This window comes from Actinocorallia herbida (assembly GCF_003751225.1).
In the GTDB taxonomy this organism is placed as follows: Bacteria; Actinomycetota; Actinomycetes; order Streptosporangiales; family Streptosporangiaceae; genus Actinocorallia; species Actinocorallia herbida.
On sequence record NZ_RJKE01000001.1, the window covers coordinates 7,820,255 to 7,846,684 of the forward strand.

Genomic DNA, 26,430 nt, shown 5'->3' on the forward strand with positions numbered 1-26,430 from the left:
TCAGCGGGCTCCGGAGACGACGAAGACGGGGTTCGTGGGCTGGAGCCGATGGGTGCCGTCGGGGAGGGGCGCGAAACGGGCCGCCGAGAGCTGGACGGCTTCGGCGCTGTACCCCTCGGCCTTCAGGAGGGCGAGGGTGGGGGCGACCCGCTCGACCGCGGCGAGGGAGACGACCATGGCCCGCAGCGCCAGAGGCGCGCACGCCTCGATCGTCCTCAATCCCCCGCCTCCCACGAAGATGGCGTCGGGGACAGGCAAGTGGTCAAGGACGGCGGGCGCCTCTCCGCGCGACACCGCGACCTTGACGTGGTGCCGCTGGACGTTGCGGCGGATCCGCGCGCACGACTCCTCGTCGCGCTCGACCGCGATCACCGCCGCGCCGAGCCTGGCGCACTCGATGCCGACCGAGCCGCTGCCCGCGCCGATGTCCCACACGAGGTCGCCGACGCGCGGGCCGAGCCGGGCGAGGATGTGCGCGCGCGCCTCGGCCTTGGTGATCTGGCCGTTCCGGTGCTCGAACTCCGTCTCGGGCAGGGCCCAGCCGTCGGGCCCGGGCCGCGCCCCCGCGATCCACCCGGACGGCCCGACGGGCTTGCGCGGGTCGTAGACGATGACGACGTTCGGGTCGTTCCAGGGCCGGGTGGTCGCCTCGGCGGGCCGGACCCGGACGACCCTCTCCTCGGGGCTCCCGAGGTTCTCGCAGACGACGAAGGCGCGCGGCGTCTGCGGATGGAGTTCCCTGCCCAGTTCGGCGGGCCCGGCTCCGGGCGCGGTCAGCACCGCGACCTTGGGGTGCGCCCGGCAGGCGTTGACGGCCCGGCGCAGGTCCCGGCCGTGGGCGGACACCACCAGGGCGTCGTCCCACGACATGCCCGCACGGGCGAAGGCCAGCGCCACAGAGGAACGCGCGGGGAAGACGGCCAAGGTGTGTCCCCGCTCCCGCAGCGCCCGGACGATCCCGAAGAACCCGGGATCCCCGCTGGCCAGGACGACCGGGCTGCCTTCGTGCGCGCCGAGCGCGTCCAAGGCCGGTTCCAGAGGGCCCAGCTCATAGGTGGGCACTTCAGGGGGGACGCCCGGGGCGGCGGCGATGTTGCGGGCGCCTCCGACGACGAGGGTCGCCTTCTCCAGGTGCCGCCGCGCCTCCGGGTCGAGGGGGCCGCCGTCCAGGCCGATGACCGTCACGCGCATGCTGCCACGAACCTTTCCGCGATCCGGGGGCTGCCCGCCCAGTGCAGGTGAAGGTAGGAGGCGAAGACGTTCCCTTGGACGAACCCCTCAGGGCCCTCGGCCGTCCACTGCCATGCGGGGGTGCCGCCTCGCGGGGGCGTCATCGCGGTCCGGTGGAACTCATGCCCGCGCACCCGCTCCCCCACCCGTGTGAGGGCAGAGTCGGCGACCGCGACCGCGCGCCGGTAGCCGAGGGTCAGCTTCGGGGTCATGGCGGCGGTCGCGTCCAGGACTCCGCACATGGGGACGCCGTCCAGCTCCCCGGCGAGGTAGAGCATTCCCGCGCACTCGGCGTAGACCGGGCCGTACCGATCGGCCCGGGAACCCGGCTTCGCCGGGGAGCCCGCCACCGAGCCGTGCCCATTGGCCCGGTGACCGGCTCTTGGAGAACCCGGCTTCGCCGGGGAGCCCGCCACCGAGCCGGTGAAGGCGGCGATCGCGTCCATGAGCCGTTTGTTGCCGCCGAGTTCGGCCGCGTACATCTCGGGGAAGCCGCCGCCGATGACGAGCCCGCGGACTCCCTCGGGGAGGTCCTCGTCGCGCAGCGGGTCGAAGGCGACGACGCGCGCGCCCGCCGCCTCCAGGAGTTCGCTCTGCTCGGCGTATCCGAAGGTGAAGGCCGGGCCTCCGGCGACCGCCACGACGGGCCCGTCGCCGACCCGGGCGACCTCCGCCCCCGGCTCCCACGGGTCGGCGTGCAGCGGCGGCGCCGTCCTGGCGAGCGCGAGCAGCGCGTCCAGGTCGCAGGACGCCGCGACGGTCTCGCCCAGCCGCCGGACGGCCTCCAACGCGTCCGGACGCCGCTCGGCGACCGGGATGAGGCCGAGATGCCGCGACGGGGTCGCCAGGTCCGCCCGGCGCCGCAGGACGCCCAGGACGGGCAGGCCCAGCTCCGCGACGGCCTCCCGGCAGATCTCCTCGTGCCGGTCGCTGCCGACCCGGTTGAGGATCACCCCGCCGATCCCGACCGGGCCGTGCCCGTTCGGGTCGTAGGTCAGGAACCCGTGCACGACCGCGGCGATGGACCGCCCGGCCGAGGCGCAGTCCACCACGAGCACCACGGGCGCGCTCAGGAGCCGCGCGACGTGCGCGGTGGAGGCGAAGTCGCCGCCTCCCGTGACCCCGTCGAACAGGCCCATGACGCCCTCGACGACCGCCACGTCGCAGCCGTCGGCGGCATGCCGGAACAGGGGCGCGACGGCTTCCTCGGAGGTGAGGAACGGGTCGAGGTTGCGGCCCGGCCTTCCCGTCGCCAGGGCGTGGTAGCCGGGGTCGATGTAGTCGGGGCCCACCTTGTGCGGGGAGACGGCGAGCCCGCGCGCGCTGAGCGCGGCCATGAGGCCGGTCGCGATCGTCGTCTTGCCCGCCCCCGACGAGGCGGCGGCCACGACGAGCCGGGGCGTCACCACTCGATGCCCCTCTGACCCTTCTGGCCGCGGTCCATCGGGTGCTTGACCTTCGTCATCTCGGTGACGAGGTCGGCGGCCCCGATCAGGCGCGGATCGGCGTCCCGCCCGGTGATGACGACGTGCTGACGGCCGGGCCTGGCGGCGAGGGTCGCCACGACGTCGTCGACGTCGATCCAGCCCCACTTCATCGGGTAGGTGAACTCGTCGAGGACGTACAGGCCGTACTTCTCCGCGGCGAGGTCGGCCTTGATCCGGTCCCAGCCCTCGCGGGCGTCGGCGGCGTGGTCGGCCTCCCGGCCCGGCCGCTGGATCCACGACCAGCCCTCGCCCATCTTGAACCAGTCGACGGGGGCGCCTTCGCCCGAGGCGCCGAGGGCGAGCAGCGCCTTCTCCTCGCCGATCCGCCACTTGGCGGACTTCACGAACTGGAACACCCCGATCGGCCAGCCCTGGTTCCAGGCGCGCAGCGCCAGCCCGAACGCAGCCGTCGACTTGCCCTTGCCGGGGCCGGTGTGCACGATCAGCAGCGGCTGCGTGCGGCGCTGCCGGGTGGTGAGGCCGTCTTCCGGCACGTTCTCCGGGTTGCCCTGCGGCATCAGCGGTCCCCGCCCTTCGTCTGCTCGGTGTGCGTCATGCCGCCCGCATCTCCCGGACGACTCCGGCGAGGGAGCCCAGGCCGGCCAGAGGCACGAGTTCGGCTCCCAGGGCCATGGCGAGGTCCGAGGCGAGCCCGAGCCTTACCGGGCCGCTCTCACAGTCGACCACGACGGTCCGTACGCCCGCGAAGGCCGACGCGACCGTCAGCAGGTCCGGGCCCCGATGGTCGGCTCTTGAAGAACCCGGCTTCGCCGGGGAGCCCACCACCGGGCCGTGAGTCGCGCGGCCGTCGGTGACGACGACGACCAGGGGCCGCCGAGACGGGTCGCGCAGGGCCTCGGTCCTGAGCACTCGCGCGGCCCGGTGCAGTCCGGCGGCCAGCGGGGTGCGCCCGCCGGTCGGCATCCGCTCCAGCCGCCGCGCCCCGGCCTCCACCGACGATGTGGGCGGCAGCGCGAGCTCGGCGCCGGTCCCCCGGAAGGTCACCAGGCCGACCTTGTCGCGCCGCTGGTAGGCGTCGAGCAGGAGGGACAGCACGGCGGTCTTCACCTCCGACATCCGCTTGCGCGCCGCCATGGAGCCGCTCGCGTCGACGACGAAGAGCACGAGGTTGCCTTCACGGCCTTCCCGGACCGCCCTCCTGACGTCCTGCCCCGACACCACGAGTCCGGGACCGCTACGGCCCCGTGCCTTCTGGTGCGGAGCGGCGGCCCGCAGGGTGGCGGTCAGATGGACCGGCCCCTGAGTCCCCGTGGCGGCGCCCGTCACGCGTCCGGTGGTGCCGCGCGCCTTGGACCTGCGTCCCGGCGCGCCCTCCCCGACCCCGTCCACGGTGAAGAGCCTTGGCCGGAAGGGCCGCCCCGCCGAGGACTGCTGGGGGACGGGTGTCGGGGCGCCCTCTCCTCTACCGCCCTGCCCTTCGGCGTCCTGCGGAGCCTGCCCTTCGGGTCCCCGGCCATCGGACTCCTGGGAGTCCTGCCCATCGGACTCCCCGCCGTCGGCCTGCGGAGGCGCTCCTCCACCCGAGGGGCCGGGGTCGTCGTCGGGGGTGAAGGAGTTCTCCTCCAAGAGTTCGTCCAGCCGCTGCTCGTCCAGGCCCGGGGCGTCGAACGGATCCCTGCGGCGGCGGTGCGGCAGGGCGAGCCGGACGGCCTGGCGCACGTCCTCCTCGGTGACGTCGAGGCGGCCGTGCCAGGCGGCGAGCGCGAGCGCGGTCCTCGCCGTGACGAGGTCGGCGCGCAGCCCGTCCACGTCGAAGCCCGCGCAGATCGCGGTGATCGCGCCGAGCGCGGCGTCACCGAGCACCACTTCGGGCAGCAGCGCACGCGCGGCGGTGATCCGCGCGCTGAGCGCCGTCTCCTGCTCCAGGTAAGACAGCGCGAAGCCTTCGGGGTCGGCCTCATAGGCGAGCCTGCGCCGCACGACGTCGGCGCGTTCCGCGGGGTCACGGGTGGCCGCGGCCTCGACGGTCAGCCCGAACCTGTCGAGGAGCTGCGGGCGCAGTTCCCCCTCTTCGGGGTTCATGGTGCCGACCAGGAGGAACCGGGCGGCGTGCCGCACCGAGACGCCTTCCCGCTCGACGAACGCGCGGCCCATCGCCGCGGCGTCCAGCAGCAGGTCCACGAGGTGGTCGTGCAGCAGGTTGACCTCGTCGACATACAGCACGCCGCGGTGCGCGGCGGCGAGGAGGCCGGGCTCATAGGCCCGGACGCCCTCGGTGAGCGCGCGTTCCAGGTCGAGGGAGCCGGTGAGGCGGTCCTCCGAGGCGCCGACGGGCAGCTCCACGAGCCGGGCCGGGCGGACCGCGGCGGCGGGCGCGGCATGGGGGCCGTCGGGGCATTCGGGGTCGGGTGCTGCGGGGTCGCAGGAGAAGCGGCAGCCTTCGACGACGGGCAGGTCGGGCAGCAGCGCGGCGAGCGCGCGCACGACGGTCGACTTGGCCGTGCCCTTCTCCCCCCTGACCAGGACCCCTCCCACGGCGGGTGAGACCGCGTTGAGCAGCAGGGCGAGCTTGAGATCGGCCATGCCGACGACGGCGCTGAACGGGTACGCGGCGAACCGGTGTGACGGCACGGCGTCCTTCCCTCGGGTTTCCTCGCCCGATCGGGTGAACTGAGCACGGCGGCCGGAGTTCCTGACTCCCGGCTCACGCCGGTCACAGTTGCGGGACAGCCCCGGATTCACACCGGGTTCCTCCGGAGAGACACGCCGGAAAGAGCATCCCACACGCGCCGCGCAGTGACGAGACAGCACCGAATCGGACGGCGTGCACCACTCAGGACGGAACTCTCCCTTACCTGTAGAAAGTTCGCATTAACGGGGGCAGCTGAACCAGATCGCCTTCCCCGCGACCCGGGGATCGAGCCGCGCGTGTGCCGCCTCGGTGCCCCAGCGGCCTTTGCTCAGCTCGGCGACGATGCTGAGCCCCCTGCCGTAGTCTCCGCGGCCGAACTCCAGGGGCAGATCACGGGTCGGCAGGCCGTCGAAGATCGCGCAGGAGAACTCGAACTCGTCGAGACAGGAGATCCAGAGCTCGTGCGGCGCGTGCGCGGCCGCGTGCTGGTGCGCGTTGGTCGCGAGTTCGCTCACCATGAGCCCCGCGTCGTCCACCGCCTCGTCGCCGACGCCCAGCTCCGCCAGGGTCTGCCGGACCAGCCGGCGGGCCGTCCGGGCGCAGGTCGCGTCCGTCGGCAGCGTCCACGCCCAGGTGCGTCCAAGGTCCCTTGCCAGCTCCACAACCGCCCTTTCGCCGGGGCCGTAGCGGGCCGCCGAATACGCGGCGTTCCCGAACAGTCACGATGGTTAGGCTGTCGTGGGAATCTCACCGGTGCAACAGAGTTCGCGAAGATTCTTGGTTTCTTATGTACGTAAACGCAAGACGGCAGCACACTCGTCCCTATGACTTACCGTCCGACCGTACGAGGGCGCCGCTTGGCGCGCGAGCTTCGACGCCTTCGTGAGAACCAAGGCCTCACCCTGCAAGACGTCGCCGACCGGCTCGGCTGGTCGCGCGCGACCGTGTCCCGCCTGGAGACCGGCCAGACCCGGCCGCGCGACGTCGCCGAACTCCTGGACCTGTACGGGGTCACCAGCCCCGACAGAGACGCATTGCTCACCCTTTCCCGCGAAGCCCGCCAGATGGGCTGGTGGACTGCTTACGTGGACGTCTTCAGCGGCTCCTATGTCGGTTTGGAGGACGAGTCCTCGGAGATCCGCAACTGGGACTCCCAGCTCGTCCACGGATTGCTCCAGACCGAGGACTACGCCCGCGCGGTGATCACCGCCGGGCGGTTCCTGCCGTCGAAGGCCGACATCGACCGCAGGATCCACGCGCGCAAACAGCGCCAGGCCCTGCTCGACCGCGAAGACGCACCACACCTGCACGTCATCCTTGACGAGTCCGCGGTACGCCGGCCGATCGGCGGCGATTCCGTCATCCGGGAGCAGTTGCTCGCCCTGGTGACGGCTGCGGACCGGCCGAACGTGACGATCCAGGTGATGCCGTACGCGTCCGGCGCCCATGCCGGACTCGACGGCCGGTTCACCATTCTGTCGTTCCAGGACCCCGCCGACCCTGATATCGCCTACGTAGAAGGCACCATGGGCGACGTGTACGTCGAGAGCGCAGAGGCAATAACCCAACACAGAACCCGGTTCGAGCGCATCGAAGACGAGGCGCTTTCCCCCGCAGAATCCGTCCGGCTGCTGGCCGAGGCGGCTAAGGAGTAAATTCGTGGCTCAGCTCATCTGGCGCAAGTCCTCGTACAGCGGCAGTGGAGACCAGTGCGTCGAGGTCGCCGCGCTCCCCGGTGGCGCGTGCGCGATCCGCGACTCCAAGAACCCCTCCCTGCCGACCGTGCTGCTCTCCCCCGCCGGATTCACCGACCTCCTCCGGGGGGTTTCAGAATAACTGGAACGTGTTCTAGTCTCCAGACTGCGGTTGTCTGGGGTTATCTGGAGGTGCGGGACACGTGAAGCTCGGGATCAACGTCGGCTATTGGCAGCGCGACCCGGAGGACGCCACCGAGACGGTGCTGGCCGCCGAGCGGCAGGGATACGACTCGGTGTTCACCGCCGAGGCGTACGGATCGGACGCCTTCACCACGCTGGCCTGGTACGGCGCGCGCACGTCGCGCATCAGACTGGGCACCGCGGTGGTGCAGATGTCCGCCCGGACCCCCGCCGCGACGGCGATGCACGCGCTCACCCTGGACGCGCTGTCCGGCGGGCGGGTGATCCTGGGCCTCGGGGCGTCGGGCCCGCAGGTCGTGGAGGGATGGTACGGCGTGCCGTTCCCCCGGCCGCTGGCCCGGACCCGCGAGTACCTGCGCATCGTGCGCGACATCTGGGCGCGCGAGGCGCCCGTCGTCAATGACGGCCCGCACTACCCGCTTCCTTATCCGGGCGGTGCGGGCCTCGGCAAGCCGTTGAAGTCGATCACCCGTCCGCTGCGCCCCGACATCCCCGTCTACCTGGGGGCGGAGGGGCCCAAGAACGTCGCCCTGGCGGCCGAGCAGGCGGACGGGTGGCTTCCGCTGTTCTGCGACCCGGAGAAGATCGAGGAGGTCTTCGGGGGCTCGCTGGCGGGCCGCAAGCCCGGATTCGAGATCACCGCGACGGTCACCACCGTGGTGGCCCCGCTGGAAGAGGCCCTGACGTGGGCCAAGGTGCCGCTGGCGTTCTACATCGGCGGCATGGGCGCCAAGGACAAGAACTTCCACCTCGACCTCATCGGCCGGCTCGGCTTCGCCGAGGAGGCCGCGCGCGTCCAGGAGCTGTTCATGGCCGGACGCCGCGACGAGGCGATCAAGGCGGTGCCCGACGCCCTCGCCGACTCCATCTCGCTGCTCGGCCCGCTGGAGCGCATCGCCGAGCGCCTCGAACTGTGGAAGGCGAGCCCCGTGACGACCCTGCTCGTCGCGGGCGTCAAGGACGAGCCGACCCTCAAGGCGATCCGCAACCTCGTGGACGCCTAGCCCGGCACGAGTGGCGGAGGACGAGGCACGGGAGCCGCCCGTCCCGTCCGACGCCGAACACGACGGGTGGCCTCCCCGGGTGCTTCGCCGAACTCGGGGAGGCGGCTCGGCCGGGGAGGCGGCGCCTAGTCGCGGATCTCGCGGATCTCGAAGTTGTCGAAGTCCGCGACGACCCCCTTCTCGTCCCAATCGCCCTGCATGGCGATGAGGCCGGCCTGGCCGGTCAGCAGCGGGGTCTCCCGATCGAGGTGCTCCAGGACGAGGTCGCCGTCCACCCACAGGCGCAACCGCATGGTGCCCGCCTCCCGGTCGGCCTCGCACGCGGCCTGGACCCGGTTCGTCTCGCCCGCGTCGAAGCCGGGCACGGAGTCGGAGACCGCCAGTTCCTTGGTGCTCTCCTCGGTGGCGCCTTCGGGGAAGACGACGCGCCGCAGCACGGCGCCGTTGCCGTCGGTGCGCAGGAGGAACTGGTAGCCGTCGATCTCGGTGGCGTTCGGGCCTGCGCACACGAGTCCGGTCTTCGCGCTGGCCGTGCCCGACGTCTTGAGGTCGACCGACAGCAGGGTCCGCGCGGGCGGCTCCTCCTTCACCGGCGCGAGCGACTGGACCACCAGGTCGAGCTTGGCCGTCTTCATCTGGTAACCGCCGCCCGAATAGGCCCGCAGCTTGTTGTAGTCGTCCGGCCAGCCTCCGACGCTGCCGAAGTCGTCGCTCCAGCTCTCCACCGAGTCCGGCACGCCGTTGCCGGTGCGCACCAGGAGCACGCCGGCGGCCACCGCGACCAGCGCGGCGGCCGCGCCGACCAGCAGGTAGCGCCGGTGGCTGCGATTGGGCCGTTTGGCGGCCGAGGCCCCGGGCGCGGGGTCGTGCGCGGGCGGCGGGGAGGGCGGCGGCAGCATCGACCAGGCGTCCTGCGCGGGCGCGGCCGCGAGGGCGCCGGGCGCCGCCGTGGGCGCGGCGAGCACGGGAGGCGGCACGGTGTCCCGCACGGTCGGCCCGCTCGGCCACGCGGCGGCCTCGACGGTCGGCGCTACCCTGGCGAGGTCGACGTCGGGCTGGCCGGTGAGCAGTTCCAGCAGCCTCTGGGCGCTCGGCCGTCGCGCGGGGTCGCGGCTCAGCGCCAGCTCGACGAGTTCGCGGACCGAGGCGTCCAGCCCTTCGAGGTTCGGCTCGCCCTGGGTGACCTGGTAGAGGATCGCCGGGATGTTCGAGGCGGCGAAGGGCGCGACGCCCGTCCCGGCGAACGCCACGACGCAGCCCCACGCCCAGATGTCGGCCGCGGGTGTGGCCTCCTCGCCGCGGATCACCTCGGGCGCCATGTAGGCGGGGGTGCCGACGAACGTGCCGGTCCGGGTGGCGTTGGACGTCGTGTCGAGCGCGCGGGCGATGCCGAAGTCGATGACGCGCGGGCCGAGCTGCGACAGCAGCACGTTGCCCGGCTTGAGGTCGCGGTGCACGATGCCCGCGCCGTGGATGGCCGACAGCGCGGTCGCCACGCCTACGGCGAGGTGCTCCAGCGACGAGCCGCGCATCGGCCCGGAGAGGCGGATGTGGTCGTCCAGGTTCGGGCCGTCGACGAACTCGGTCACGACGTAGAGCGGGTCGTTCTCCAGGTTCGCGTCGAGCACGCTCGCGGTGCAGAACCTGCGGACGCTGCGCGCGGCCGTCACCTCGCGGCGGAACCGCTCCCGGAAGGCCGCCTCGTCGGCCAGCTCGGCGTTGATCACCTTGACGGCGACGCGCGCGCCTTCGGCGTCCTCGGCGAGGTAGACCGTCCCCATGCCACCGCGCCCGATCCGGTCGAGCAGTCGGTAGGGGCCGATCAGCTGCGGGTCCTGGGACATGGGCGCTCCTCGGGAGGGCGAGCGGGCCGGGGGTCGGCTCAGGGGACGAGGAGCAACTTACCGGTAGTACGCCGACCTTCGAGATCTTCGTGGGCGATTCGGGCATCAGACAGCGGATATGTCCGGCCGATGTGGACGTCGAGGGCGCCCGAGGCGACGTGGCCGAACACCGCGGCTGCCCGCTCCCGCAGTTCCGCGACCGTCAGGGTGTAGTGCACGAGCGTCGGCCGGGTGAGGAAGACCGAGCCCGCGCTCGCCAGCCGTCCGGTGTCCAGGCCGGTGACCGCGCCGCTGGCCGCGCCGAACAGGGCGAGGAGGCCGCGCGGGCGCAGCGAGGCGAGGCTGCCGTCGAAGGTGTCCTTGCCGACCCCGTCGTAGACGACGTCCACACCGCGGCCGTCGGTCAGCTCGCGTACGCGCGCCGGGAAGTCCGCGTAGCCGATGACCTCATCGGCGCCCGCGTCACGGGCGAGCTTCTCCTTCTCCGGCGTGGACACCGTGCCGATGAGACGGCCGCCGCGCAGCTTGACGAGCTGGGTGACCAGCAGCCCCACCCCGCCCGACGCGGCGTGCAGCAGCACCGTGTCGCCCTCCCCGACGGGAAAGGTGTCGTGCGTGAGGTAGTGCGCCGTCATGCCCTGGAGCAGCGCCGCGGCGGCCTGCTCCGGCGTGACCTCCGCGGGCACGGGCACCACGCGGTCGGTGTCGGCGAGCGCGAACTCGGCGTAGCCGCCGCGCGCGGTGGAGGTGACGACCACGTCGCCGATCTCGAAGTCGGCGACCTCCGCGCCGATCGCCTCGACGGTCCCCGCGGCCTCCTCGCCCAACGTGAAAGGCAGGTCCCGGTGGTAGTGGCCGGAGCGGTAGTAGGTGTCGATGTAGTTCACGCCCGCCGCGGCCACCCGGATCAGCACGTCGCGCGGTCCCGGCACCGGCACCGGCTCCTCCCGCTCGGCGAGGGCCTCGGGTCCGCCGTGCTCGGCGACGACGATCGCGCGCATCGTTCCTCCTGGAGAGAAGTCAGGTACTGCCGTGCCCGGGGCAACCCGGACCGCCCACCCAATCTTCCCGGAGACCGCTGAGCGCCTCTCCCACCGCCTCCTCCACACGCGCGACGACCTCGGCCGGATCGAAGACCTCGCGGCACGCGGCGTCCTCGAACCCGACCCGGACCGCCGCGTAGAACATCGCCGCCAGCAACCGGGGCCGCAGGCCGGCCGGACCGCACAGCCCCGCGTCCAGGCCCATCCGGGCGGCGAGCTCCGCGGTCAGCACCCGCGCGCTGACCTGGTGGCGGGCGTGCTGCGCGGCGATGAGGGCGGGGTTGGTCTCCAGCACCTGGCGCAGCCGCCGCATCCGCTCGAGTTCCGCGGCCGGGGCGGGCTCCACCGTGTGCAGCACCGCGCGCAGCGCGGCGAGCAGCGCGGTCACCGGGCCCTCGTGAACCGGACGGGCGCGGACCGCCTCCACCGTCCGCGCGTCGAAGTCGGCGACGACGCCGAGGATGACGTCCTCCTTGGCGGCGAAGTACCGGAAGAACGTCCGCTGGGACACCGGGACCGCCGCGACGATCTCGTCGATCGTCGTCTTCTCGTAGCCCCGGCTCAGGAACAGGTCGAGCGCGGCGTCCACGAGGGCGAGTCTCGTCCGGTGCTTCTTGAGCTCCCGAAGGCCGCCTGCCACCGTCACCGCCGCCACGGCTTCTCCCTCCACGCGCTGTCCCAGCCGCCGTCATGGTAAGGGTGCGGAAGACCACTCGGCGCCGCAAGGGTCGGCACGGGCATGGCCGGATGCCGTCCCGACCGGGGCCGGACCTGCGACGGACCGGACCGACCGGCTTGGCGATCCCGGTCCGCGTTCGATAGTGTTTTCGAACGATGAGCCCGTTGAGCGAGCCGGTCACCGTGTGGACCGGGCCGGACGGCCTGCCCCGCCGCTTCGTGTGGCGCGACAGGCTCTTCGTCGTCCGCCGCGTCCTCGAGCACTGGATCGTCAGCCGGGACTGGTGGCGCGAGCAGCACCCGGAGTCGGCCGAGCCCGTCGAGCGGCGGTTCTGGCGCGTCGAGGCGTCGCCGGACCGCGAGAGCGGCGTCTACGAGCTGCGGCACACGCCGGAGACCGACGAGTGGACCCTGTCGCGCGTCTGGCGGTGAGCGCTCAGCCCTGGGCCGGGCGGGCGGGCGGCACCCGCAGCTGGAGCAGCGTCACATGGAAGACCACGGCCATCGCCAGGGTCGCCGCGAGGCCCAGCGTGGCCGCGCCCGCGGTGCCGATCTGGACCGCGAACCTCGCGTCGGCGAGGGTCGCGGCGTGCATCGAGGGGAAGAGCTGGGCCAGGCCGACGGCGGCGAGCAGGTTCGACCACCAGGCCATCACCACGACGCTCACGCCGTGCCTGCGCGGCAGCGGATACCTGCCGCTGGCGAGCCACACCTCGAGCACGAGGCGGGGCGGCAGCCACAGGTTGGCCAGCGGGACGAACCAGGCGCCGACCGTCCACAGCCGGTGGCCGCGCACCTTGTCGAGCGTCTGCCCGTGCGCCTGCCACAGCCAGGCGAGGAACAGCACCCCGGTGACGACGGCGAGGCACAGGGACACCACGAAGACGTCCCGGTAGCCGGCGAGGGTGGTGGAGACCGACCCCGGGTCGTAGGACAGCGAGCTCGTGCCGTCGAGTTCGGACGCCAGGCGCAGCAGGCTCACCGAGGAGCCCATGGCGAGGAAGGCGTTGAATCCCAGCAGCATGAACAGGCCGATGCCCAGCGCCCGGAAGTCGCGGCGGCGCGACCAGGCGCCGCACGCAGGGCAGCGGACCACCTCGAGCGGGATGATGTCCCCGCACAGGCCACACGGCACGGGATCTCCTCCGCTCCGCTTTTCCGGCAGTCTACGTGTTGTCGACCTGCACTTTAGTGCGGGCTACCCACCGGTATGGAAACCTACCTGCATGTCCCGCGAGAGCCGCCGCGACACCACGTGTCCCCCGCCCGCTCCGTCGCGGGACCCGTGCCCCGAGGCGCGGGGCCGGCCCGGGGAGCGGGACGGGCGGATCGACGAGCTGATCGAGAGGGTCGCCGCCGAGACCGAGCGCGAGGTGGCCGCCGCCTTCGCCGCGGCGTTCGGCCCGCTGCCCAGCCCCGTCGCGGTGTTCCGGCACGTGGAGGACGGTTTCCCGGTGCTCGCGCTGCGCGTGTGGGGCGCGGTCGTGCGGGCCTCGGTGCGCGAGGAGAGGTTCGACGGGTCCTACGCCGGGTTCGCCCGCGCGCTGCTCTGGTACGTCGAGCTGTACCAGCGGGCCGGGATGATCACCCGCGAGGTGCGCCCGACGGCCGTGGTGCGGATGCTCGTGGCGCTCATCCACGGGTTCGTGGTCCAGCGCGCGGTGTTCGGCGACGGAGACATCCGTCTTTTCCACGCGGGCCTGCGGGCGCTGGCCCTCACCCCGGCAGCGGGACCCAGCCCTCGGCGGTCCTGAGCAGGAGGCTCGGCGACAGCAGGTGGTCGCCGCGGGCCCAGACCCGGTCGGCGACCCAGCGGAGCTTGGCGAGGCCCTGGGTGTCGCGGGAGCCGGTCGCGGTGAAGACGTCGCGGGCCGGGACCCCGACGACGAGGTCGCCGTCGACCTCCCCGGCGAGCTTGTCGAGGAACGCCTCGTCCAGCAGCAGCCCCGCCTCCAGGTCGCCGCCGACCGTGACGGTCACCGCGCGCACGTCCGGGAACCAGTTCAGCGCGAGGTCGGGGCGGCGCGCCCGCAGGTTGCCCGCGGCCCGCTCGCGCAGCGATTCGGCGCGCATGCCGCGCTCGGCGAGGCGGCGCGGGGTGACCGGCTCCACCCGGGGCCTGCCGTCGTCGCCCGGGGGCAGGTCGACGCCATAGGACAGGTAGAGGCCGGCCGCGAAGGGCTCCCGGATAGGGGTGTCCTCCGGGAGCGGCGGAAAGTCCAGCCGGATGTCGACCGGAACCCGTGCCCCCGGGATCGGGACGATCAGGTCATACGGATCGGTCATCGGCGTTCCTTTGCGGCTGGAGTTCGCGCTCACGATAGCGGCTGGTGGGGGACGCCGCCCGGCGGAAGCAGGGGCAGCCCGGCAGGGGCTCCGGACGTGATGAGGGCGTCCAGGGCCGGCCCGTCCAAGTGGTCGGCCACGAGGTCGGCGAGCGCGTCGAGCTGGGCCTCGCGCAGGGCGGCGAAGGAGGTGCCGGGGGCGGGGACGAACCTGCGGCCCGCCAGCTCGGCGGTCTCGGCGAGGAACGCGCGGCGGAAGGCGTCGTTCTCCAGAGCGCCGTGCCAGGTGGTGCCGAAGACACGTCCTTGCCTGCACCCGTCCAGGAAGGGGGTGCCTCCGTGGACGGTGACACGGCCGTGGTGGATCTCGTAGGCGCGCACCGGATAGCCGTAGTGCTCGCCCTCGGGACGGGCGAGGACCTTGTCCTTCTCGAACCGCACGGTGGTCGGCAGCAGGCCCAGCCCTTCGACCATGCCCTTCCCCGACTCCACGTCGTCCGCGATGGTGCGGGCGAGCATCTGGTAGCCCCCGCAGACGCCGAGGACCGGCTTGTCCGTCGCGGCGAGCGCGGCGGCGAACCCGCGGTCGCGCAGCCAGGCCAGGTCCGCGACCGTGGCGCGGCTGCCGGGGAGCACGATGAGGTCGGCGTCGGCGAGCTCGCCGGGGCCGGTCACGAAGCGGACGGAGACGCCGGGCTCGCAGGACAGGGCGTCGAGGTCGGTGAAGTTGGAGATGCGCGGGAAGCGCAGCACGGCGACCCGCAAAGGCTCCTCGCCGTGGGGGGTGCCCGTGGCGGGCCGGGCGGCGTCGAGTCCCAGGGAGTCCTCCACGTCGAGCCACAGGCCGTCCAGCCAGGGCAGGACGCCGAGGGTGGGCCGTCCGGTGAGCGCCGTGATCTGGTCGATGCCGGGCTGGAGGAGCTCGCGCGCGCCGCGGAACTTGTTGATGACGAACCCCGAGACGAGCGCCTGGTCCGCGGGCTCCAGCAGCCCGACCGTCCCGTACAGCGCCGCGAACACGCCGCCCCGGTCGATGTCCCCCACGACGAGGACGGGCAGGTCGGCGGCACGGGCCAGCCCCATGTTCGCGATGTCGCCCCGGCGGAGGTTGATCTCCGCGGGGCTGCCCGCCCCCTCGCAGACGACGACGTCGTACTCCTCGCGCAGAGCCCGGTAGCTCTCCAGGGCGACCTCTTTGAGGCGGTCCTTGAACGCGTAGTACTCCAGCGCGTCCACGTCGGCGATCGGACGGCCCCGTACGACGACCTGGCTACGCCGGTCGCTCCCGGGCTTGAGCAGGATCGGGTTGAAGTGCGCGGTCGGCTCGACGCCCGCGGCCTGCGCCTGCATCACCTGCGCCCGGCCGATCTCCGCGCCGTCGGCGGTGACCATCGAGTTCAGCGACATGTTCTGCGCCTTGAACGGGGCGACCCGCACCCCGCGCCGGGCCAGCCACCGGCAGATCCCGGCGACGACCACGCTCTTGCCCGCGTCCGACGTCGTGCCCGCGATCAGCACCGAGCCGCGCGGCAGGGCGCTCACCTGGCCCGTCCGTGGCGGGCGCGGCCCAGCGCGAAGGCGAGCCCGGCGGACGCCGCGACCGCGGCCGCCGAGACGGCCCGGGTCAGCCGGACCGCGCGGCGGATGTCGGGGACGTCGGGATCCCTGCCGTCGCCGAGCGCGGGCCGGGTCTCGACCTCGCCCGCGTAGGTGTTCGCGCCGCCGAGCCGCACCCCGAGCGCGCCCGCCGCGGCCGCCTCGCAGCGCCCGGCGTTCGGGCTGGGGTGCCGGGCGCCATCGCGGCGCAGCACCCGCCACGCTTCGGCCGACGCGCGCAGCCGCCCGCCGGAGACCGGGGTGACGGCGGGGGCGGCGAGGACCGTCAGCGCGCCCGTGAGCCGGGCGGGGAGCCAGTTGGCGGCGTCGTCGAGCCTGGCCGAGGCCCAGCCGAAGTTCGCGTACCTGGCGCTGCGGTAGCCGACCATGGCGTCGAGCGTGTTCAGCGCGCGGTAGGCGGCGAGCCCGGGGACGCCCGCGACGGCTCCCCAGAAGAGCGGGGAGACCACGGCGTCACCGGTGTTCTCGGCGAGGGACTCGACCGTCGCGCGGGCCAGGGCCGGCCCGTCGAGGCCGGAGGGGTCGCGGGCGCACAGGTGCGACAGCCGCAGCCGGGCCGCGCCGAGGTGCCCGCCCTCGAGGTGCCTGGCCATGATCTCGCCCTCGCGGGCCAGGGACGTGCCGCCCAGAACGGCCCAGGTGGCCGCCGCGGTCGTCAGGCAGCGGAGCACCGGACGGTCCCGTCCGGCCCGCTCGGCCAGCACCGCGGCGCCGAGCACGGTGCCCGCGCAGATCCCGGTGAAGAGCGCGCCGCGCGCCCGGTCGTCCCGATAGATGGCCTTCTCCAGCGCCGCCGCCGCCCTGCCGAACCCGGCGACGGGATGCCCGCGCCGCGGATCGCCGAGCAGCGCGTCGAGCCCGGCGCCGAGCAGCAGTCCCGCGGCCCGCGCCGTCGTCCCCGTCCTCACCACAAGCCACGACCGTAATGCACGACAATCGGAGGCATGCTCGCGGACCTCCTCTCCAAGGTGACCCAGGTAGTCGTCGACCCGTCCGTCATGGCCGGGTACGAGACGGACTTCACGGGGCGGTGGCGGGGCCGTGCCCGGCTCGTCGTCCGGCCGGGCTCGGCGGCCGAGGTCGCCGAGGTGCTGCGGATCTGCGCCGCGGAGGGCGTCCCGGTGGTCCCGCAGGGCGGCAACACCGGCCTCGTCGGCGGCGGCGTCCCGATGGACGGCGAGGTCGTCGTCTCACTGCGGCGCCTCAGCGCGCTAGGCCCCGTGGACAAGGCGGCCCGGCAGGTGACGGCCGGGGCGGGGACCGTCCTTTCCGATCTCCAGCGGCACGCGCGGGCCGCGGGCCTGGACTTCGGCGTGGACCTCACCCCGCGCGACTCCGCGACGATCGGCGGCATGATCGCCACCAACGCGGGCGGCGAGCGGGTGCTCCGCCACGGCACCACCAAGGCCAACGTGGTCGGCGTGGAGGCCGTCCTCGCCGACGGGTCCGTCATCTCCCGCCTGGACGGGCTGCCCAAGGACAACACCGGATTCGACCTCCCGTTCGCCGCCAGCGAGGGAACCCTGGGCATCATCACGGCGGCCCGCCTGCGCCTGGTGCCTTATCTGACGCGCAGGGCCACCGCCCTTCTGGGACTCCCCAGCCCCGAAGCCGCCCTGGCCGCCCTGGAACGGCTGCGCGCGGTCGGCTCCCTGGAGTCCGCCGAGTTCTTCCTCCCCGAGGGCCTCGCCTTGGTGCGCCGCCACACCGGGCTGCCTGCGCCGACCCGCCAGGAGCACGCCTTCTACGTCCTGGTCGAGTGCGCCGCGGCGGAGGACCCGTCCGAGGAGCTGCACGAGGCGCTGGCCGACGTGGACGCCCCGGAGACCGTCGTCGCGGCCGACCCCTCCGACCGGCACCGCCTGTGGACCTACCGGGAGGCGCACGCCGAGGCCATCCGGGCCGAAGGGGCGGCCCGGAAGCTCGACGTCGGCGTACCGCTGCCCGCCCTGCCCGCCTTCCTCGCCGACGTCCCCCGCCTCGCCGGGGACGCCGTCCCCGTCCTGTTCGGGCACCTCGCCGAGGCGAACGTGCACGTCAACCTCCTGGGCGGCACCACCGACCCGTCCACCGCGATCCTCGCCCGGGTCGCCGGGCTGGGCGGCACGATCAGCGCCGAGCACGGCGTGGGCCGCGCCAAGGCCGCCTACCTGACCCTCACCCGGAGCACCGCCGAGATCGCCGCGCTGCGCGCCGTCAAGGCCGCGCTGGACCCCGCCGGGTTGCTCAACCCCGGCGTGATCTTCCCCTGACCTGCAGCGAATGCTGACGAACGGAGGTAAACATGATGTTTATGCCGCCCTCCCTTGACGACCTCACCTGGCCCGTGACCACCCCGCGACTCCTCATCCGCCGCGCCGGCCCCGCCGACACCGCCCCCATCTGGGACCGCTACCGGCACCTGGAGTCCGTCCGATGGTGGCTCTCGGGCGGCGACCACGACTTCGCCGCCTTCGCGGAGAAGTACAGCGATCCCACGCGCCTCGGCGGCCTGCTCGTCATCGAGCGCGACGGGGAGATCATCGGCGACCTCATGCTGCGCCTCGGCGACGTGTGGGCGCAGTTCCCCGCGCCGGAGGACCCGCTCCGCCAGGCGGAGATCGGCTGGTGCCTCGCCCCCGACGCCCAGGGGCACGGCTACGCCTCCGAAGCGGCCCGCGAGCTTCTGCGGATCTCCTTCGAGGACCTGTCCCTGCACCGCGTCACCGCGTTCTGCTTCACCGGCAACACCCCGTCCTGGCGGCTCATGGAGAAGCTCGGGATGCGCCGGGAGCAGCACACGCTCAAGGACTCCGTGCACTCCTCCGGAGAGATCCTCGACTCCTACGGCTACGCGCTGCTCGCCGAAGAGTGGCGGGCTCAGGAGCGGCCCGCCCCCAGGTCGGCCTCGAAGCCGTCCCTCCACGAGGCGTAGTACGGCCGCCACGGCAGTTCGTCCTTGGCCCGTCCGTTGGCGGCGGCCCTGAGCCTGGTGAAGAACGCGACGCCCCACGCGCCCGTGACGAGCCGCGCCACGGGCGTCGGCACGTGGTGCGGAGGATCGGCGCGCAGGAGGCCCGCGAGGGCGGGCAGCCACTCCGAGACCGGAGACGGGTCGTCGTCCACGATGTTCAGCGAGCCCGTCACCGAGGTGGTGAGGGCGGCGGCGACGGCCCTGGCCGCGTCGTCGGCGTGCACGAAGGAGAACCGGGCCGTCCCCTCCCCCACCACCGGGATCCGCCGCTCCCGGACCTGCGCGGTGACCCACCCCTCGGGGCCGAACCCAGTGCCGGGCCCGTACAGGTGGCCGAACCGCAGGACGAGGCCGTCGGCGGCGTGGGTGAGCGCCTCCATCTCCACCAGGGCCCGCAGGGTTGTGGCGAACTGCTTCGGCGGGTCGTGCCAGAGCGGCGCGTCCTCGTCGGCCGGGCCCGTGCCGTCGGGGTCGTAGGCGAACGCGACGCCTTCGCCGATGATCCGGGGCGTCCCCGCCTCGCGGGCGGCGTCCAGGAGCGTCCTGGTCGCCTCGGTGCGCAGCCGGTTCGTCTGGGCGAACGCGCGTTCCATCCGGCGCGGGTCGAGCGCGGCGGGGATCGCGGTGAGGAGGTTCACCACCGCGTCCGGCCGCGCCTCACGGACCGCCTTGCGCAGCTCGTCGGCCTCCAGCGCGTCGACCGCGAGCGGCCACACCGAAGGCCCCTGGGCGGGCACGGGCGTCCGCGACAGCGCGAACACCTCGTGGCCCGTCCCCGCCAGCAGCGGCACCAGCCGCCTGCCGATGACCCCTGTCGCCCCCGCGACGAGCACCCGCATCGCCGCCCCCTCTCCCTTGACTACGGAGAGTGATACCCCATCGCGGGACGGCGAGAGCGGAGGTCACAGAAGCACGCCCTCCAGGGTCAGGAGCGCGTGCTTGGCCGCGAGCCCTCCGGCGTAGCCCGTCAGGGATCCGTCGGCCCCGACGACCCGGTGGCAGGGGCGCAGGATCGACACCGGGTTCGCGCCGATCGCCACCCCCACGGCCCTGGCCCTGGCGGGCGAGCCGCCCAGCGCGGAGTTCAGGCGCCCGTAGGTGGTCGTCGCGCCGTAAGGCAGGGCGTCCAGGGCGGCCCACACCTGCCGCTGGAAGGGCGTGCCGCAAAGGGCGGGGGTATAGGAGAAGTCCTTGAGCTCCCCGGCGAAATAGGCGTCGAGCTGGTCCCGGAGCGCGCGGAACGGGCCGTCGTCGCGGACGCCGGGATCCGCCGGGGTCCAGCGGTGCTCCGGCAGCGTCAGCGAGGCGAGCGCCAGCCCGTCCTCGGTGGCCGTGCCGACGAGCAGCAGATCGCCGATCGGGCCGGCGACCGTCGTGTGGACCGTCATGATGCCTTCCTTCGGTTGGCCGCGGCCGAGCGCCACAGCAGATGGGTCGCGTAACTGCGCCACGGCGCCCAGCGGGCCGGGTCGGCCGCCCCCGCGGCGGCCAGCGCGCGCCGCAGGACGACGTCGCCGGGCGGGAGCACATCGGGGTCGCCGAGCGCGCGCATGCGGATGTAGGCCGCCGTCCAGGCCCCGACGCCGCGGACCGCGAGCAGGGACTTCTCCGCCTCGGTGCGGTCGGCGCCGGGGTCGAGGGCCACTTCCCCCGACTCGAGGGCCGCTGCAAGCGCGCGCACTGCCTCACGACGGGAGGCGGGCATGCCCACGGCGTCCATGGACGCCCCGGCAAGGGCCGAGGGAGCGGGGAAGAGATGGGTGAGCGTGCCGGAGGGGACCGCCAGGGGCGTCCCATAGGCGGCGACGAGCCTTGCCCCCAGCGTCCGGGCCGCCGTCACACTGACCTGCTGGCCGAGCACGGCACGGAAGGCCAGCTCGTCGGGATCCGCCGCGCCGGGAGAGCGCAGCCCGGGGACCTCCGAGAGCCGCGGCCCCAGGAGCGGGTCGTCGGCGAAGCTCTCGGCGACGGCGTACGGGTCGGCGTCCAGGTCGAACAGCCTGCGCACCCGCTGGGTCGCCGAAGACAGGTCACGGAGATCCGTAAGCGAGACGGTGCAGTCGAGCCAACCCGTCTCCTTGCGGGGTTCCAGGACCGTGACGAGCGCGGGACCTCCGGGCAGCGCAAGGGTCCGGCGATAGGTGCGTCTGCCCTCTTCGCCCGTCACCTCTTCCACCCCGGGGATCGCACGCGCCGCCAGGAAGGAGAGGACAGGGCCCGCCGCGTATCTCCCCCGATAGGCGAGTCGCAGAGGGATGCCGGAGGCCGCGGCGGTGAGGGCGCGGCGCCCCGTGTCCCGCAAAGCGGTCGGCGTCAGGGCGTAGACGGCGCGGATCGTGTCGTTGAACTGCCGCACGCTGGCGAAGCCCGCCGCGAAGGCGACGTCCGTCACACGCAGCGTGGTCGTCTGGAGGAGGACGCGGGCCGAGTGCGCGCGCTGGGCGCGGGCCAGGGCCAGCGGCCCCGCCCCGACCTCGGCGACGAGCTGCCGCTGGAGCTGCCGCGGGCTGTACCCGAGCCGGGCCGCGAGCCCCACGACGCCCTCCCTGTCGACCGTGCCGTCCCCGATCAGCCGCATCGCACGCGCCACCACGTCCGCGCGCGCCTGCCAGGCCGCCGATCCCGGCACCGCGTCCGGCCGGCACCGCTTGCACGCCCGGAAGCCCGCGGCCTGCGCGGCCGCCGCCGTCGGATAGAAGCCGACGTTCTCGCGCTTCGGCGTCGTGGCCGGACAACTCGGACGGCAGTAGACGCCGGTGGTCCGCACGCCGAGGAAGAACTCGCCGTCGAATCTGCCGTCTCGCCCGCAAACCGCCTGGTAGCGGGCCTCATCCGTCTGCGTCACCCCTCCAGTCTGCGTGATCGGCGGACCCTTGACCGGCGGTTTTCGGACATGACGCTGCCCATGCAAAGGCCCGCCGTGCCAGATCAACAGCGACGACGGGCCCCAGAACAGCGCGCCCAGAGGGATTCGAACCCCCGGCCGACGGATTAGAAGTCCGTTGCTCTATCCAGCTGAGCTATGGGCGCTTGTTTTGGGAAGCGAGTTTAGGGTATGCGCGGCGCAACCAACAGCAGGTTTCCGCCCGATTCATCCCTGACACGGTCCCGGTGCGCGCCCACAGGGGGGAGACGGTCGAGGCCACCCGTGGGAGGGTGGGACCGGACCGGCGGGGGCAAGGCACTCCTGCCGGTATTTTGAGGTGATTTCACTCCGTCCTTAGGACGGACCTGACAGAGTGTGGGCCGCCCCCTCGCCTGACGTCGTCGACCGGAAGATCTGAGGACCATGTCGGACAGTGACAAGACCCCCAGCGTGAAGCTGCCGGACGCCCGGGACATCAGCCGGACCAGCTTCACCCCGCACGGGATCAACCGCGGCAAGGGGTCGCTGAAGCGTCCGGCCAACAAGGCCGAACTGCGCAAGCGGCGGATCAAGCAGACCGGCATCGGCGTCCTCGTGCTCGCCGTCGTCGCGGGCGTGGGCGGCGGGGCCTGGGCGCTCACCCGGCCGGAAGAGGACTTCACCGTCACCGGCGCGTTCGGCAAGGACCCCAAGATCTCCTGGCCCGAGGTCGAGCCGTACGCCAAGGGCAAGACCGAGAAGCTGATCTCCGGTTCCGGCGACGCGCTGAAGGACGGCGACACCGCCTTCGTGCACTTCGAGACCTACCAGTGGACCGGGGCCAAGGAGCACGAGGAGAAGTCCAGCAGCTACACCGACGGCAGCGCGACGACCCTGCCCGTCGGCGGCGAGGGCAGCGGCTTCAAGCGTCTTGACGACGCGGTCAAGACCGCCAAGATCGGCGACCGCTACCTGCTGACGATCCCCGTCTCGGAGCTGGGCGAGACCGCGGAGCAGACCGAGCTGGCGAAGGACGACAACGTCGTGTTCGTGCTCGACGTCGTCAGCAAGCAGTACGAGCTCACCGGCGAGCAGACCGCGGTGGACGACGACTCCCTGCCCAAGGTCACCGCCGCCGAGAAGATCGGGGACGCGCCGACCGTCGAGATCCCCAAGACCGACCCGCCCAAGGAACTCGTCGTCAAGACGCTGATCAAGGGCACGGGCCCGGTGACCGCCAAGGGCCAGACCCTCGTCACCAACTACGCGGGCAAGATCTGGCGCAACGGCAAGGAGTTCGACTCCAGCTGGACCAACGGTTCGACCGCGAGCTTCCCGATCGGCACCGGCGGCGTGATCCCCGGCTGGGACAAGGCGCTGGTCGGCGTCACCGTCGGCAGCCGGCTGCTGCTGGTGATCCCCTCCGAGGACGGCTACGCCGACGGCAACGAGAGCGCGGGCATCGAGAAGGGCGACACCCTGGTGTTCGTCGTGGACGTGCTCGGCGCGGCTTGATCATCAAGGGCGGTCGGCCCCCCGGGCAGGGGCCGACCGCCCTCGGCATTCCCGCGGACGGCTCGCGCCGTGCCGCCCCTCCGGCGTTGTCCACAGGGTGCGGAAGCGCTGCGTCCGCGCGGGCCGTCGTTCCGGTATCTTCATGCGTAACGAAAGGGTAACGGGGGCATCTTGAGCGAGAATGGCGACGACGCGCGCATCGAGGCGCAGGGGGACACCGCGCCCCCCGGGGCTGCCGAGAACGCCGCGACGGCCGATCCGGCCGAGCGGTCCGCCGCAGCGCGTCCGGACGGTGCCGGAGACGACGAGCCCGAACCGGCCCCGGAGCCCGCGGAGAACGCCGGCGAGGACGCCGAGCCCGCGGGCGACGCGCAGGACGAGACGCCTCCCGCGTCGGCCGAAACGGGCGAAACGCCTGCGGCGGAGCCGACGGCCTCCCGGCAGGAGTCCGTGCCCGCGCCGGACGATGCCGGGGAAGACCCCCTCGACAAGGTCGAAGACACCCCCTCTTCCCTGGACGAGCCCACCAGTGCCTACACCCCCTTCCTCGACGACCCGGACGAGGACGGGCCGCACGAAGCCCCCCGGCCCGTCGACCAGGATGAACCGCAGGAGTCGGACGATCCGACCCGCGCCTTCGCCCCGCTCCCCGACGAGTCCGACGATCTCTACGCGCCCTTCCGTGACGACTTCCCGGATGAGGACCCCGCCGAGGTCACCCGGATCGACCCGGCCGAGGTCACCCGCATGGACACGGTCCTCCCCACGACGGCGGCCTTCGCCGCCGTCGCCGCCTCCGACGGAGCGGACGGAGCGGACGGCGGCGGGCCCTCCGACCCCGGCCCGCCCTCCTCGTCGGCGGCCTCGCCCCAGCCCGGTCTCCCCCGCAAGCGCGGGAGGTGGGTGCGGCGGCTGAGCTGGAGCGTCCTGGTCCTGCTGGGCCTCGGCGTGATCGCGTTCGCCATCGCCTACAAGCTCACCCCGGTGCCCGAGACCCAGCAGCTCAGCGCCCGCGAGCAGCTCAACGTCTTCTACTACTCCGACGGCAAGACCGTGCTCGTCGAGGAGGGCACCAACCGGCGCCCGGTCGACCTCGTGGAGATCTCCCTGCCCGTCCAGGAGGCGGTCATCTCCGCCGAGAACCGCAGTTTCCGGACCGACCCCGGCGTCTCCTTCTCCGGCACCTTCCGGGCGTTCTGGTCGACCGCCACCGGCAAGCAGGTCCAGGGCGGCTCGACCATCACCCAGCAGATGGTCCGCAACTACTACAGCGGCCTCAGCCAGGAACGCTCGATCTTCCGGAAGCTGAAGGAGGTGATGGTCTCGCTGAAGGTGAGCCAGTCCAGGGACAAGGACTGGATCATGGAGCAGTACCTCAACACCATCTACTTCGGCAGGCAGAGCTACGGCATCCAGGCCGCCGCCCAGTCCTACTTCAAGGTCGACGCCAAGGATCTCGACCCCGCGCAGAGCGCCTTCCTCGCCGCCGCGATCCAGCAGCCGACCCCGTTCAGCAAGGTCACCAAGGACAACCGCGCCGCCGTCGAGGAGCGCTGGCGGTACGTGGTGAAGGGCATGGTCGAGGCCAAGGACCTGACCCAGGCCGAGGCCGACGCGCTGAAGTTCCCGGTGCCGGTCAAGGAGAAGCAGAAGAACATCTACCGCGGCCAGGTCGGCTACATGGTCAACATCGCGAAGAAGGAACTGCGCGAGCAGCGCGGCATCGACGACGAGGACCTCGCCCTCGGCGGCCTGCGCATCGTCACCACCTTCCGCAAGCCGCTCATGGACGCCGCGGTCAAGGCCGTCACCGACAACGTCCCCGCGGACATGCCCAAGGAGCAGCGGATCGGCCTCACCTCCGTCGACCCGTCCAACGGCGAGGTCGTCGCCATGTACGGCGGGCGCGACTACCTCAAGGAGGCGATGAGCAGCTCGTTCGGGCTCAAGGCGCAGGCCGGATCCGGCTTCAAGCCGTTCGTGCTCGCCGCCGCGCTGGAGTCGGGCGTCCGGCTGTCGGACACCTACAGCGGCGCGGCTCCGCTCATGGTCGGGAACCACGCCATCGAGAACTCCTCGGGCCACAGCTACGGCTACCTCAACCTCGTGCAGATGACCCGGGACTCGGCCAACACCGCGTATGTGCGGCTCGGCCAGGAGATCGGCAACGACAAGGTGACGGCGATGGCCGAGAGCCTCGGGATCCCCGAGTCCCAGCTCACCGCGAACGGCGCCGACACCACGGCCGTCTACCCCCTCGGTGTCGCCGACGTGAGCCCGGCGCAGCAGGCCGGCGCCTACGCGGCCTTCGCCAACGAGGGCGTCTGGTACAAGCCGCACGTCATCAAGTCGATCACCGGGCGCAAGAAGGTCGAGCGGAAGGTCAAGAACGAGGGCGTCCGGGTGATGAGCAAGGACACCGCGGCAGACGCCACCTACGCGATGGAGCAGGTCGTCAACAGCGGCACCGGCACCGCCGCGAACCTGTACGACCGCGACGCCGCGGGCAAGACCGGCACCACCGACGGCGGCGCCGCGGTCTGGTTCAACGGCTATGTCCCGCAGCTGTCGACGTCCGTCGGCATCTTCCAGAGCAAGAACCTGTCGAAGTCCCTCGACCTGTCCCCGTACTCGGCGTACGGCGGCGTCCTGCCCGCGATGGTGTGGCGGCAGTACATGGAGACGGCCACCGCGGGCATGGAGGTCAAGGAGTTCCCCGACCCCGTCACCTACGACTACACGCCGCAGTACCAGTACAACCCGGACGACGACAACACGACGAGTCCGGGCAACGGCCCCGACACCAGCACCCCGACCGACGGCGAGAACAGCGGCGAGCCCACCGGCGAGACCCCGGAGGACCCCGACCAGACCGACCCCGGCACCGGTGAGGACCCGGGCGAGGGCGACGGCGGAGACGACGGGGCCGTGGACGATGGCGGCGACGGGGCGGAACCAGGAGTGGAGCCCGGCGCGGAGCCGGACGCGGGCGGCGGCCGATGACGCGCGGGCGGCCGCGGCGACGCACGCCGCGGCCGCCCGCCTCAGCGGACCGGCGTCAACCGCCGCAGGCGGCGCCGAGCTTCTCCGGCTGATCGCGCACGAGGGCGCTCACCTGGGCGACGTCGCCCTTCTCGGCCACCGCGGGACCCGCCTCGCGCCAGGACGTGGCGAGCGCGCCGAGCACCCCGCTGAGTTCCTCGTCGTCGGACTTCTTCGCGAGTCCGTCGAGCGTCCCGGCGAAGTCCGTCGCGGCCTTCGCCCAGGCCGCGTTGTCGTTCGGCGGCAGCGTCTTCAACTGCGCCTCGAACCCGTCGATCGCCGTCTGCGTCTCCTCACACACCTCGGACCGGTTGCCGAGCACCCCGTCGACGACCGAGCACCCCGGCACCGCCGCCACCGTGACCAGCACAGCGGCCAAGACCCCGCGAAGCATGC

25 protein-coding genes, 1 tRNA gene and 1 riboswitch are annotated in these 26,430 nt (G+C 72.9%); of the genes, 9 read left to right on the forward strand and 17 right to left on the reverse strand.

Annotation, left to right across the window (positions count from 1 at the left end):
* The 5 genes from cbiE to EDD29_RS35585 form a co-directional block, all read right to left on the reverse strand.
* Window positions 1-1,191: a precorrin-6y C5,15-methyltransferase (decarboxylating) subunit CbiE gene (gene cbiE / locus EDD29_RS35565; protein WP_123668617.1), complete on the reverse strand. Its 1,191-nt coding sequence runs from the start codon at window positions 1,189-1,191 to the stop codon at window positions 1-3.
* Entirely contained in the window at window positions 1,182-2,636 is a 1,455-nt protein-coding gene (locus EDD29_RS35570; protein WP_123670881.1) for a cobyrinic acid a,c-diamide synthase CobB, read from the reverse strand. Before EDD29_RS35570 ends, cbiE begins: the two co-directional genes overlap by 10 nt.
* Window positions 2,633-3,235 (reverse strand): cob(I)yrinic acid a,c-diamide adenosyltransferase, encoded by a 603-nt coding sequence (cobO, locus tag EDD29_RS35575; protein WP_123668618.1) that lies wholly within the window; start codon window positions 3,233-3,235, stop codon window positions 2,633-2,635. The genes EDD29_RS35570 and cobO overlap by 4 nt, the downstream gene beginning before the upstream one ends.
* Window positions 3,236-3,269: 34 nt before the next feature.
* The gene (locus EDD29_RS35580) at window positions 3,270-5,309 is read right to left on the reverse strand and encodes a putative cobaltochelatase (protein WP_281280975.1); all 2,040 of its coding nucleotides are present in this window, start codon (window positions 5,307-5,309) and stop codon (window positions 3,270-3,272) included.
* A 36-nt stretch (window positions 5,310-5,345) separates the two neighbouring features.
* A riboswitch (cobalamin riboswitch) is annotated at window positions 5,346-5,481 on the reverse strand.
* 68 nt (window positions 5,482-5,549) lie between these two features.
* Window positions 5,550-5,972 (reverse strand): ATP-binding protein, encoded by a 423-nt coding sequence (locus EDD29_RS35585; RefSeq protein WP_170201702.1) that lies wholly within the window; start codon window positions 5,970-5,972, stop codon window positions 5,550-5,552.
* Window positions 5,973-6,134: 162 nt separating this feature from the next.
* Here EDD29_RS35585 and EDD29_RS35590 point away from each other — a divergent pair, with 162 nt between their 5' ends.
* The 3 genes from EDD29_RS35590 (at window position 6,135) to EDD29_RS35600 (ending at window position 8,212) form a co-directional block, all read left to right on the forward strand.
* Window positions 6,135-6,965, forward strand: a complete 831-nt coding sequence (locus EDD29_RS35590) for a helix-turn-helix domain-containing protein (RefSeq protein ID WP_123668620.1) — start codon at window positions 6,135-6,137, stop codon at window positions 6,963-6,965.
* 4 nt (window positions 6,966-6,969) lie between these two features.
* A complete protein-coding gene (locus EDD29_RS35595; protein WP_123668621.1) occupies window positions 6,970-7,146 on the forward strand; it encodes a DUF397 domain-containing protein in 177 nt (58 codons plus the stop codon).
* Window positions 7,147-7,207: 61 nt separating this feature from the next.
* Window positions 7,208-8,212 (forward strand): LLM class F420-dependent oxidoreductase, encoded by a 1,005-nt coding sequence (locus tag EDD29_RS35600; protein WP_123668622.1) that lies wholly within the window; start codon window positions 7,208-7,210, stop codon window positions 8,210-8,212.
* A 125-nt stretch (window positions 8,213-8,337) separates the two neighbouring features.
* On the opposite strand, the gene EDD29_RS35605 is transcribed toward EDD29_RS35600, so the two are convergent.
* Genes EDD29_RS35605 through EDD29_RS35615 form a run of 3 tightly spaced genes read right to left on the reverse strand, consistent with a single transcriptional unit; the run spans window position 8,338 to window position 11,754 of the window.
* Window positions 8,338-10,056 carry a serine/threonine-protein kinase gene (locus tag EDD29_RS35605; RefSeq protein WP_123668623.1) on the reverse strand — a complete coding sequence of 573 codons (1,719 nt, stop codon included), beginning with the start codon at window positions 10,054-10,056 and terminating at the stop codon, window positions 8,338-8,340.
* 38 nt (window positions 10,057-10,094) lie between these two features.
* Entirely contained in the window at window positions 10,095-11,057 is a 963-nt protein-coding gene (locus EDD29_RS35610) for a quinone oxidoreductase family protein (RefSeq protein WP_123668624.1), read from the reverse strand.
* Between the two features lie 19 nt (window positions 11,058-11,076).
* A complete protein-coding gene (locus tag EDD29_RS35615; RefSeq protein ID WP_170201703.1) occupies window positions 11,077-11,754 on the reverse strand; it encodes a TetR family transcriptional regulator in 678 nt (225 codons plus the stop codon).
* Between the two features lie 188 nt (window positions 11,755-11,942).
* On the opposite strand from EDD29_RS35615, the gene EDD29_RS35620 reads away from it, so the two are divergent.
* Window positions 11,943-12,209: a DUF6504 family protein gene (locus tag EDD29_RS35620; protein WP_425454996.1), complete on the forward strand. Its 267-nt coding sequence runs from the start codon at window positions 11,943-11,945 to the stop codon at window positions 12,207-12,209.
* A 4-nt stretch (window positions 12,210-12,213) separates the two neighbouring features.
* Here EDD29_RS35620 and EDD29_RS35625 read toward each other — a convergent pair whose 3' ends face one another.
* A complete protein-coding gene (locus tag EDD29_RS35625) occupies window positions 12,214-12,912 on the reverse strand; it encodes a DUF4328 domain-containing protein (RefSeq protein WP_123668627.1) in 699 nt (232 codons plus the stop codon).
* A gap of 91 nt (window positions 12,913-13,003) precedes the next feature.
* On the opposite strand from EDD29_RS35625, the gene EDD29_RS35630 reads away from it, so the two are divergent.
* Entirely contained in the window at window positions 13,004-13,531 is a 528-nt protein-coding gene (locus EDD29_RS35630) for a hypothetical protein (protein ID WP_123668628.1), read from the forward strand.
* Here EDD29_RS35630 and EDD29_RS35635 read toward each other — a convergent pair.
* The 3 genes from EDD29_RS35635 to EDD29_RS35645 are packed head-to-tail and all read right to left on the reverse strand — an operon-like array spanning window position 13,494 to window position 16,590.
* Complete coding sequence (locus EDD29_RS35635) at window positions 13,494-14,063, reverse strand: DUF1444 domain-containing protein (protein ID WP_123668629.1); 570 nt, start codon at window positions 14,061-14,063, stop codon at window positions 13,494-13,496. The genes EDD29_RS35630 and EDD29_RS35635 overlap by 38 nt on opposite strands.
* A 29-nt stretch (window positions 14,064-14,092) precedes the next feature.
* On the reverse strand, window positions 14,093-15,604 hold the full coding sequence (locus EDD29_RS35640) for a cobyric acid synthase (RefSeq protein ID WP_425454997.1): 1,512 nt from the start codon (window positions 15,602-15,604) through the stop codon (window positions 14,093-14,095).
* On the reverse strand, window positions 15,601-16,590 hold the full coding sequence (locus EDD29_RS35645; protein ID WP_246053174.1) for a cobalamin biosynthesis protein: 990 nt from the start codon (window positions 16,588-16,590) through the stop codon (window positions 15,601-15,603). Before EDD29_RS35645 ends, EDD29_RS35640 begins: the two co-directional genes overlap by 4 nt.
* A gap of 33 nt (window positions 16,591-16,623) precedes the next feature.
* Between EDD29_RS35645 and EDD29_RS35650 the strand changes: the two genes are divergently transcribed.
* Both EDD29_RS35650 and EDD29_RS35655 read left to right on the forward strand, forming a co-directional pair.
* Complete coding sequence (locus tag EDD29_RS35650) at window positions 16,624-17,931, forward strand: FAD-binding oxidoreductase (protein WP_123668630.1); 1,308 nt, start codon at window positions 16,624-16,626, stop codon at window positions 17,929-17,931.
* A 41-nt stretch (window positions 17,932-17,972) separates the two neighbouring features.
* A complete protein-coding gene (locus tag EDD29_RS35655) occupies window positions 17,973-18,593 on the forward strand; it encodes a GNAT family N-acetyltransferase (protein ID WP_123668631.1) in 621 nt (206 codons plus the stop codon).
* Here EDD29_RS35655 and EDD29_RS35660 read toward each other — a convergent pair.
* The 4 genes from EDD29_RS35660 to EDD29_RS35675 all read right to left on the reverse strand — a co-directional run bounded on the left by EDD29_RS35660 (window position 18,539) and on the right by EDD29_RS35675 (window position 21,662).
* Window positions 18,539-19,471, reverse strand: a complete 933-nt coding sequence (locus tag EDD29_RS35660; protein WP_123668632.1) for an NAD-dependent epimerase/dehydratase family protein — start codon at window positions 19,469-19,471, stop codon at window positions 18,539-18,541. The genes EDD29_RS35655 and EDD29_RS35660 overlap by 55 nt on opposite strands.
* Before the next feature lie 63 nt (window positions 19,472-19,534).
* Window positions 19,535-20,020 (reverse strand): methylated-DNA--[protein]-cysteine S-methyltransferase, encoded by a 486-nt coding sequence (locus EDD29_RS35665; protein ID WP_123668633.1) that lies wholly within the window; start codon window positions 20,018-20,020, stop codon window positions 19,535-19,537.
* Window positions 20,017-21,477: an AlkA N-terminal domain-containing protein gene (locus EDD29_RS35670; protein ID WP_211360108.1), complete on the reverse strand. Its 1,461-nt coding sequence runs from the start codon at window positions 21,475-21,477 to the stop codon at window positions 20,017-20,019. Before EDD29_RS35670 ends, EDD29_RS35665 begins: the two co-directional genes overlap by 4 nt.
* 111 nt (window positions 21,478-21,588) lie before the next feature.
* Window positions 21,589-21,662: transfer RNA gene (locus EDD29_RS35675), tRNA-Arg, on the reverse strand.
* A gap of 259 nt (window positions 21,663-21,921) precedes the next feature.
* Here EDD29_RS35675 and EDD29_RS35680 point away from each other — a divergent pair.
* Together EDD29_RS35680 and EDD29_RS35685 are read left to right on the forward strand one after the other, a co-directional pair.
* Window positions 21,922-22,992, forward strand: coding sequence for an FKBP-type peptidyl-prolyl cis-trans isomerase (locus tag EDD29_RS35680; protein WP_123668634.1), 1,071 nt, complete (start codon window positions 21,922-21,924; stop codon window positions 22,990-22,992).
* A gap of 171 nt (window positions 22,993-23,163) precedes the next feature.
* On the forward strand, window positions 23,164-25,995 hold the full coding sequence (locus tag EDD29_RS35685) for a transglycosylase domain-containing protein (protein ID WP_246053175.1): 2,832 nt from the start codon (window positions 23,164-23,166) through the stop codon (window positions 25,993-25,995).
* A 55-nt stretch (window positions 25,996-26,050) separates the two neighbouring features.
* Here EDD29_RS35685 and EDD29_RS35690 read toward each other — a convergent pair whose 3' ends face one another.
* Window positions 26,051-26,428: a hypothetical protein gene (locus EDD29_RS35690; RefSeq protein ID WP_170201704.1), complete on the reverse strand. Its 378-nt coding sequence runs from the start codon at window positions 26,426-26,428 to the stop codon at window positions 26,051-26,053.
* Between the last annotated feature and the right edge of the window lie 2 nt (window positions 26,429-26,430).

Bases quoted from the DNA above. Each gene is read 5' to 3' on its own strand.
- EDD29_RS35660 (WP_123668632.1), bottom strand. From the start codon at position 19,471: ATGCGGGTGCTCGTCGCGGGGGCGACAGGGGTCATCGGCAGGCGGCTG.
- EDD29_RS35650 (WP_123668630.1), top strand. From the start codon at position 16,624: ATGCTCGCGGACCTCCTCTCCAAGGTGACCCAGGTAGTCGTCGACCCG.
- cobO (WP_123668618.1), bottom strand. From the start codon at position 3,235: ATGCCGCAGGGCAACCCGGAGAACGTGCCGGAAGACGGCCTCACCACC.
- EDD29_RS35630 (WP_123668628.1), top strand. From the start codon at position 13,004: ATGTCCCGCGAGAGCCGCCGCGACACCACGTGTCCCCCGCCCGCTCCG.
- EDD29_RS35680 (WP_123668634.1), top strand. From the start codon at position 21,922: ATGTCGGACAGTGACAAGACCCCCAGCGTGAAGCTGCCGGACGCCCGG.
- EDD29_RS35590 (WP_123668620.1), top strand. From the start codon at position 6,135: ATGACTTACCGTCCGACCGTACGAGGGCGCCGCTTGGCGCGCGAGCTT.
- EDD29_RS35665 (WP_123668633.1), bottom strand. From the start codon at position 20,020: ATGACGGTCCACACGACGGTCGCCGGCCCGATCGGCGATCTGCTGCTC.
- EDD29_RS35690 (WP_170201704.1), bottom strand. From the start codon at position 26,428: ATGCTTCGCGGGGTCTTGGCCGCTGTGCTGGTCACGGTGGCGGCGGTG.
- EDD29_RS35605 (WP_123668623.1), bottom strand. From the start codon at position 10,056: ATGTCCCAGGACCCGCAGCTGATCGGCCCCTACCGACTGCTCGACCGG.
- EDD29_RS35610 (WP_123668624.1), bottom strand. From the start codon at position 11,057: ATGCGCGCGATCGTCGTCGCCGAGCACGGCGGACCCGAGGCCCTCGCC.
- EDD29_RS35655 (WP_123668631.1), top strand. From the start codon at position 17,973: ATGCCGCCCTCCCTTGACGACCTCACCTGGCCCGTGACCACCCCGCGA.
- EDD29_RS35635 (WP_123668629.1), bottom strand. From the start codon at position 14,063: ATGACCGATCCGTATGACCTGATCGTCCCGATCCCGGGGGCACGGGTT.
- cbiE (WP_123668617.1), bottom strand. From the start codon at position 1,191: ATGCGCGTGACGGTCATCGGCCTGGACGGCGGCCCCCTCGACCCGGAG.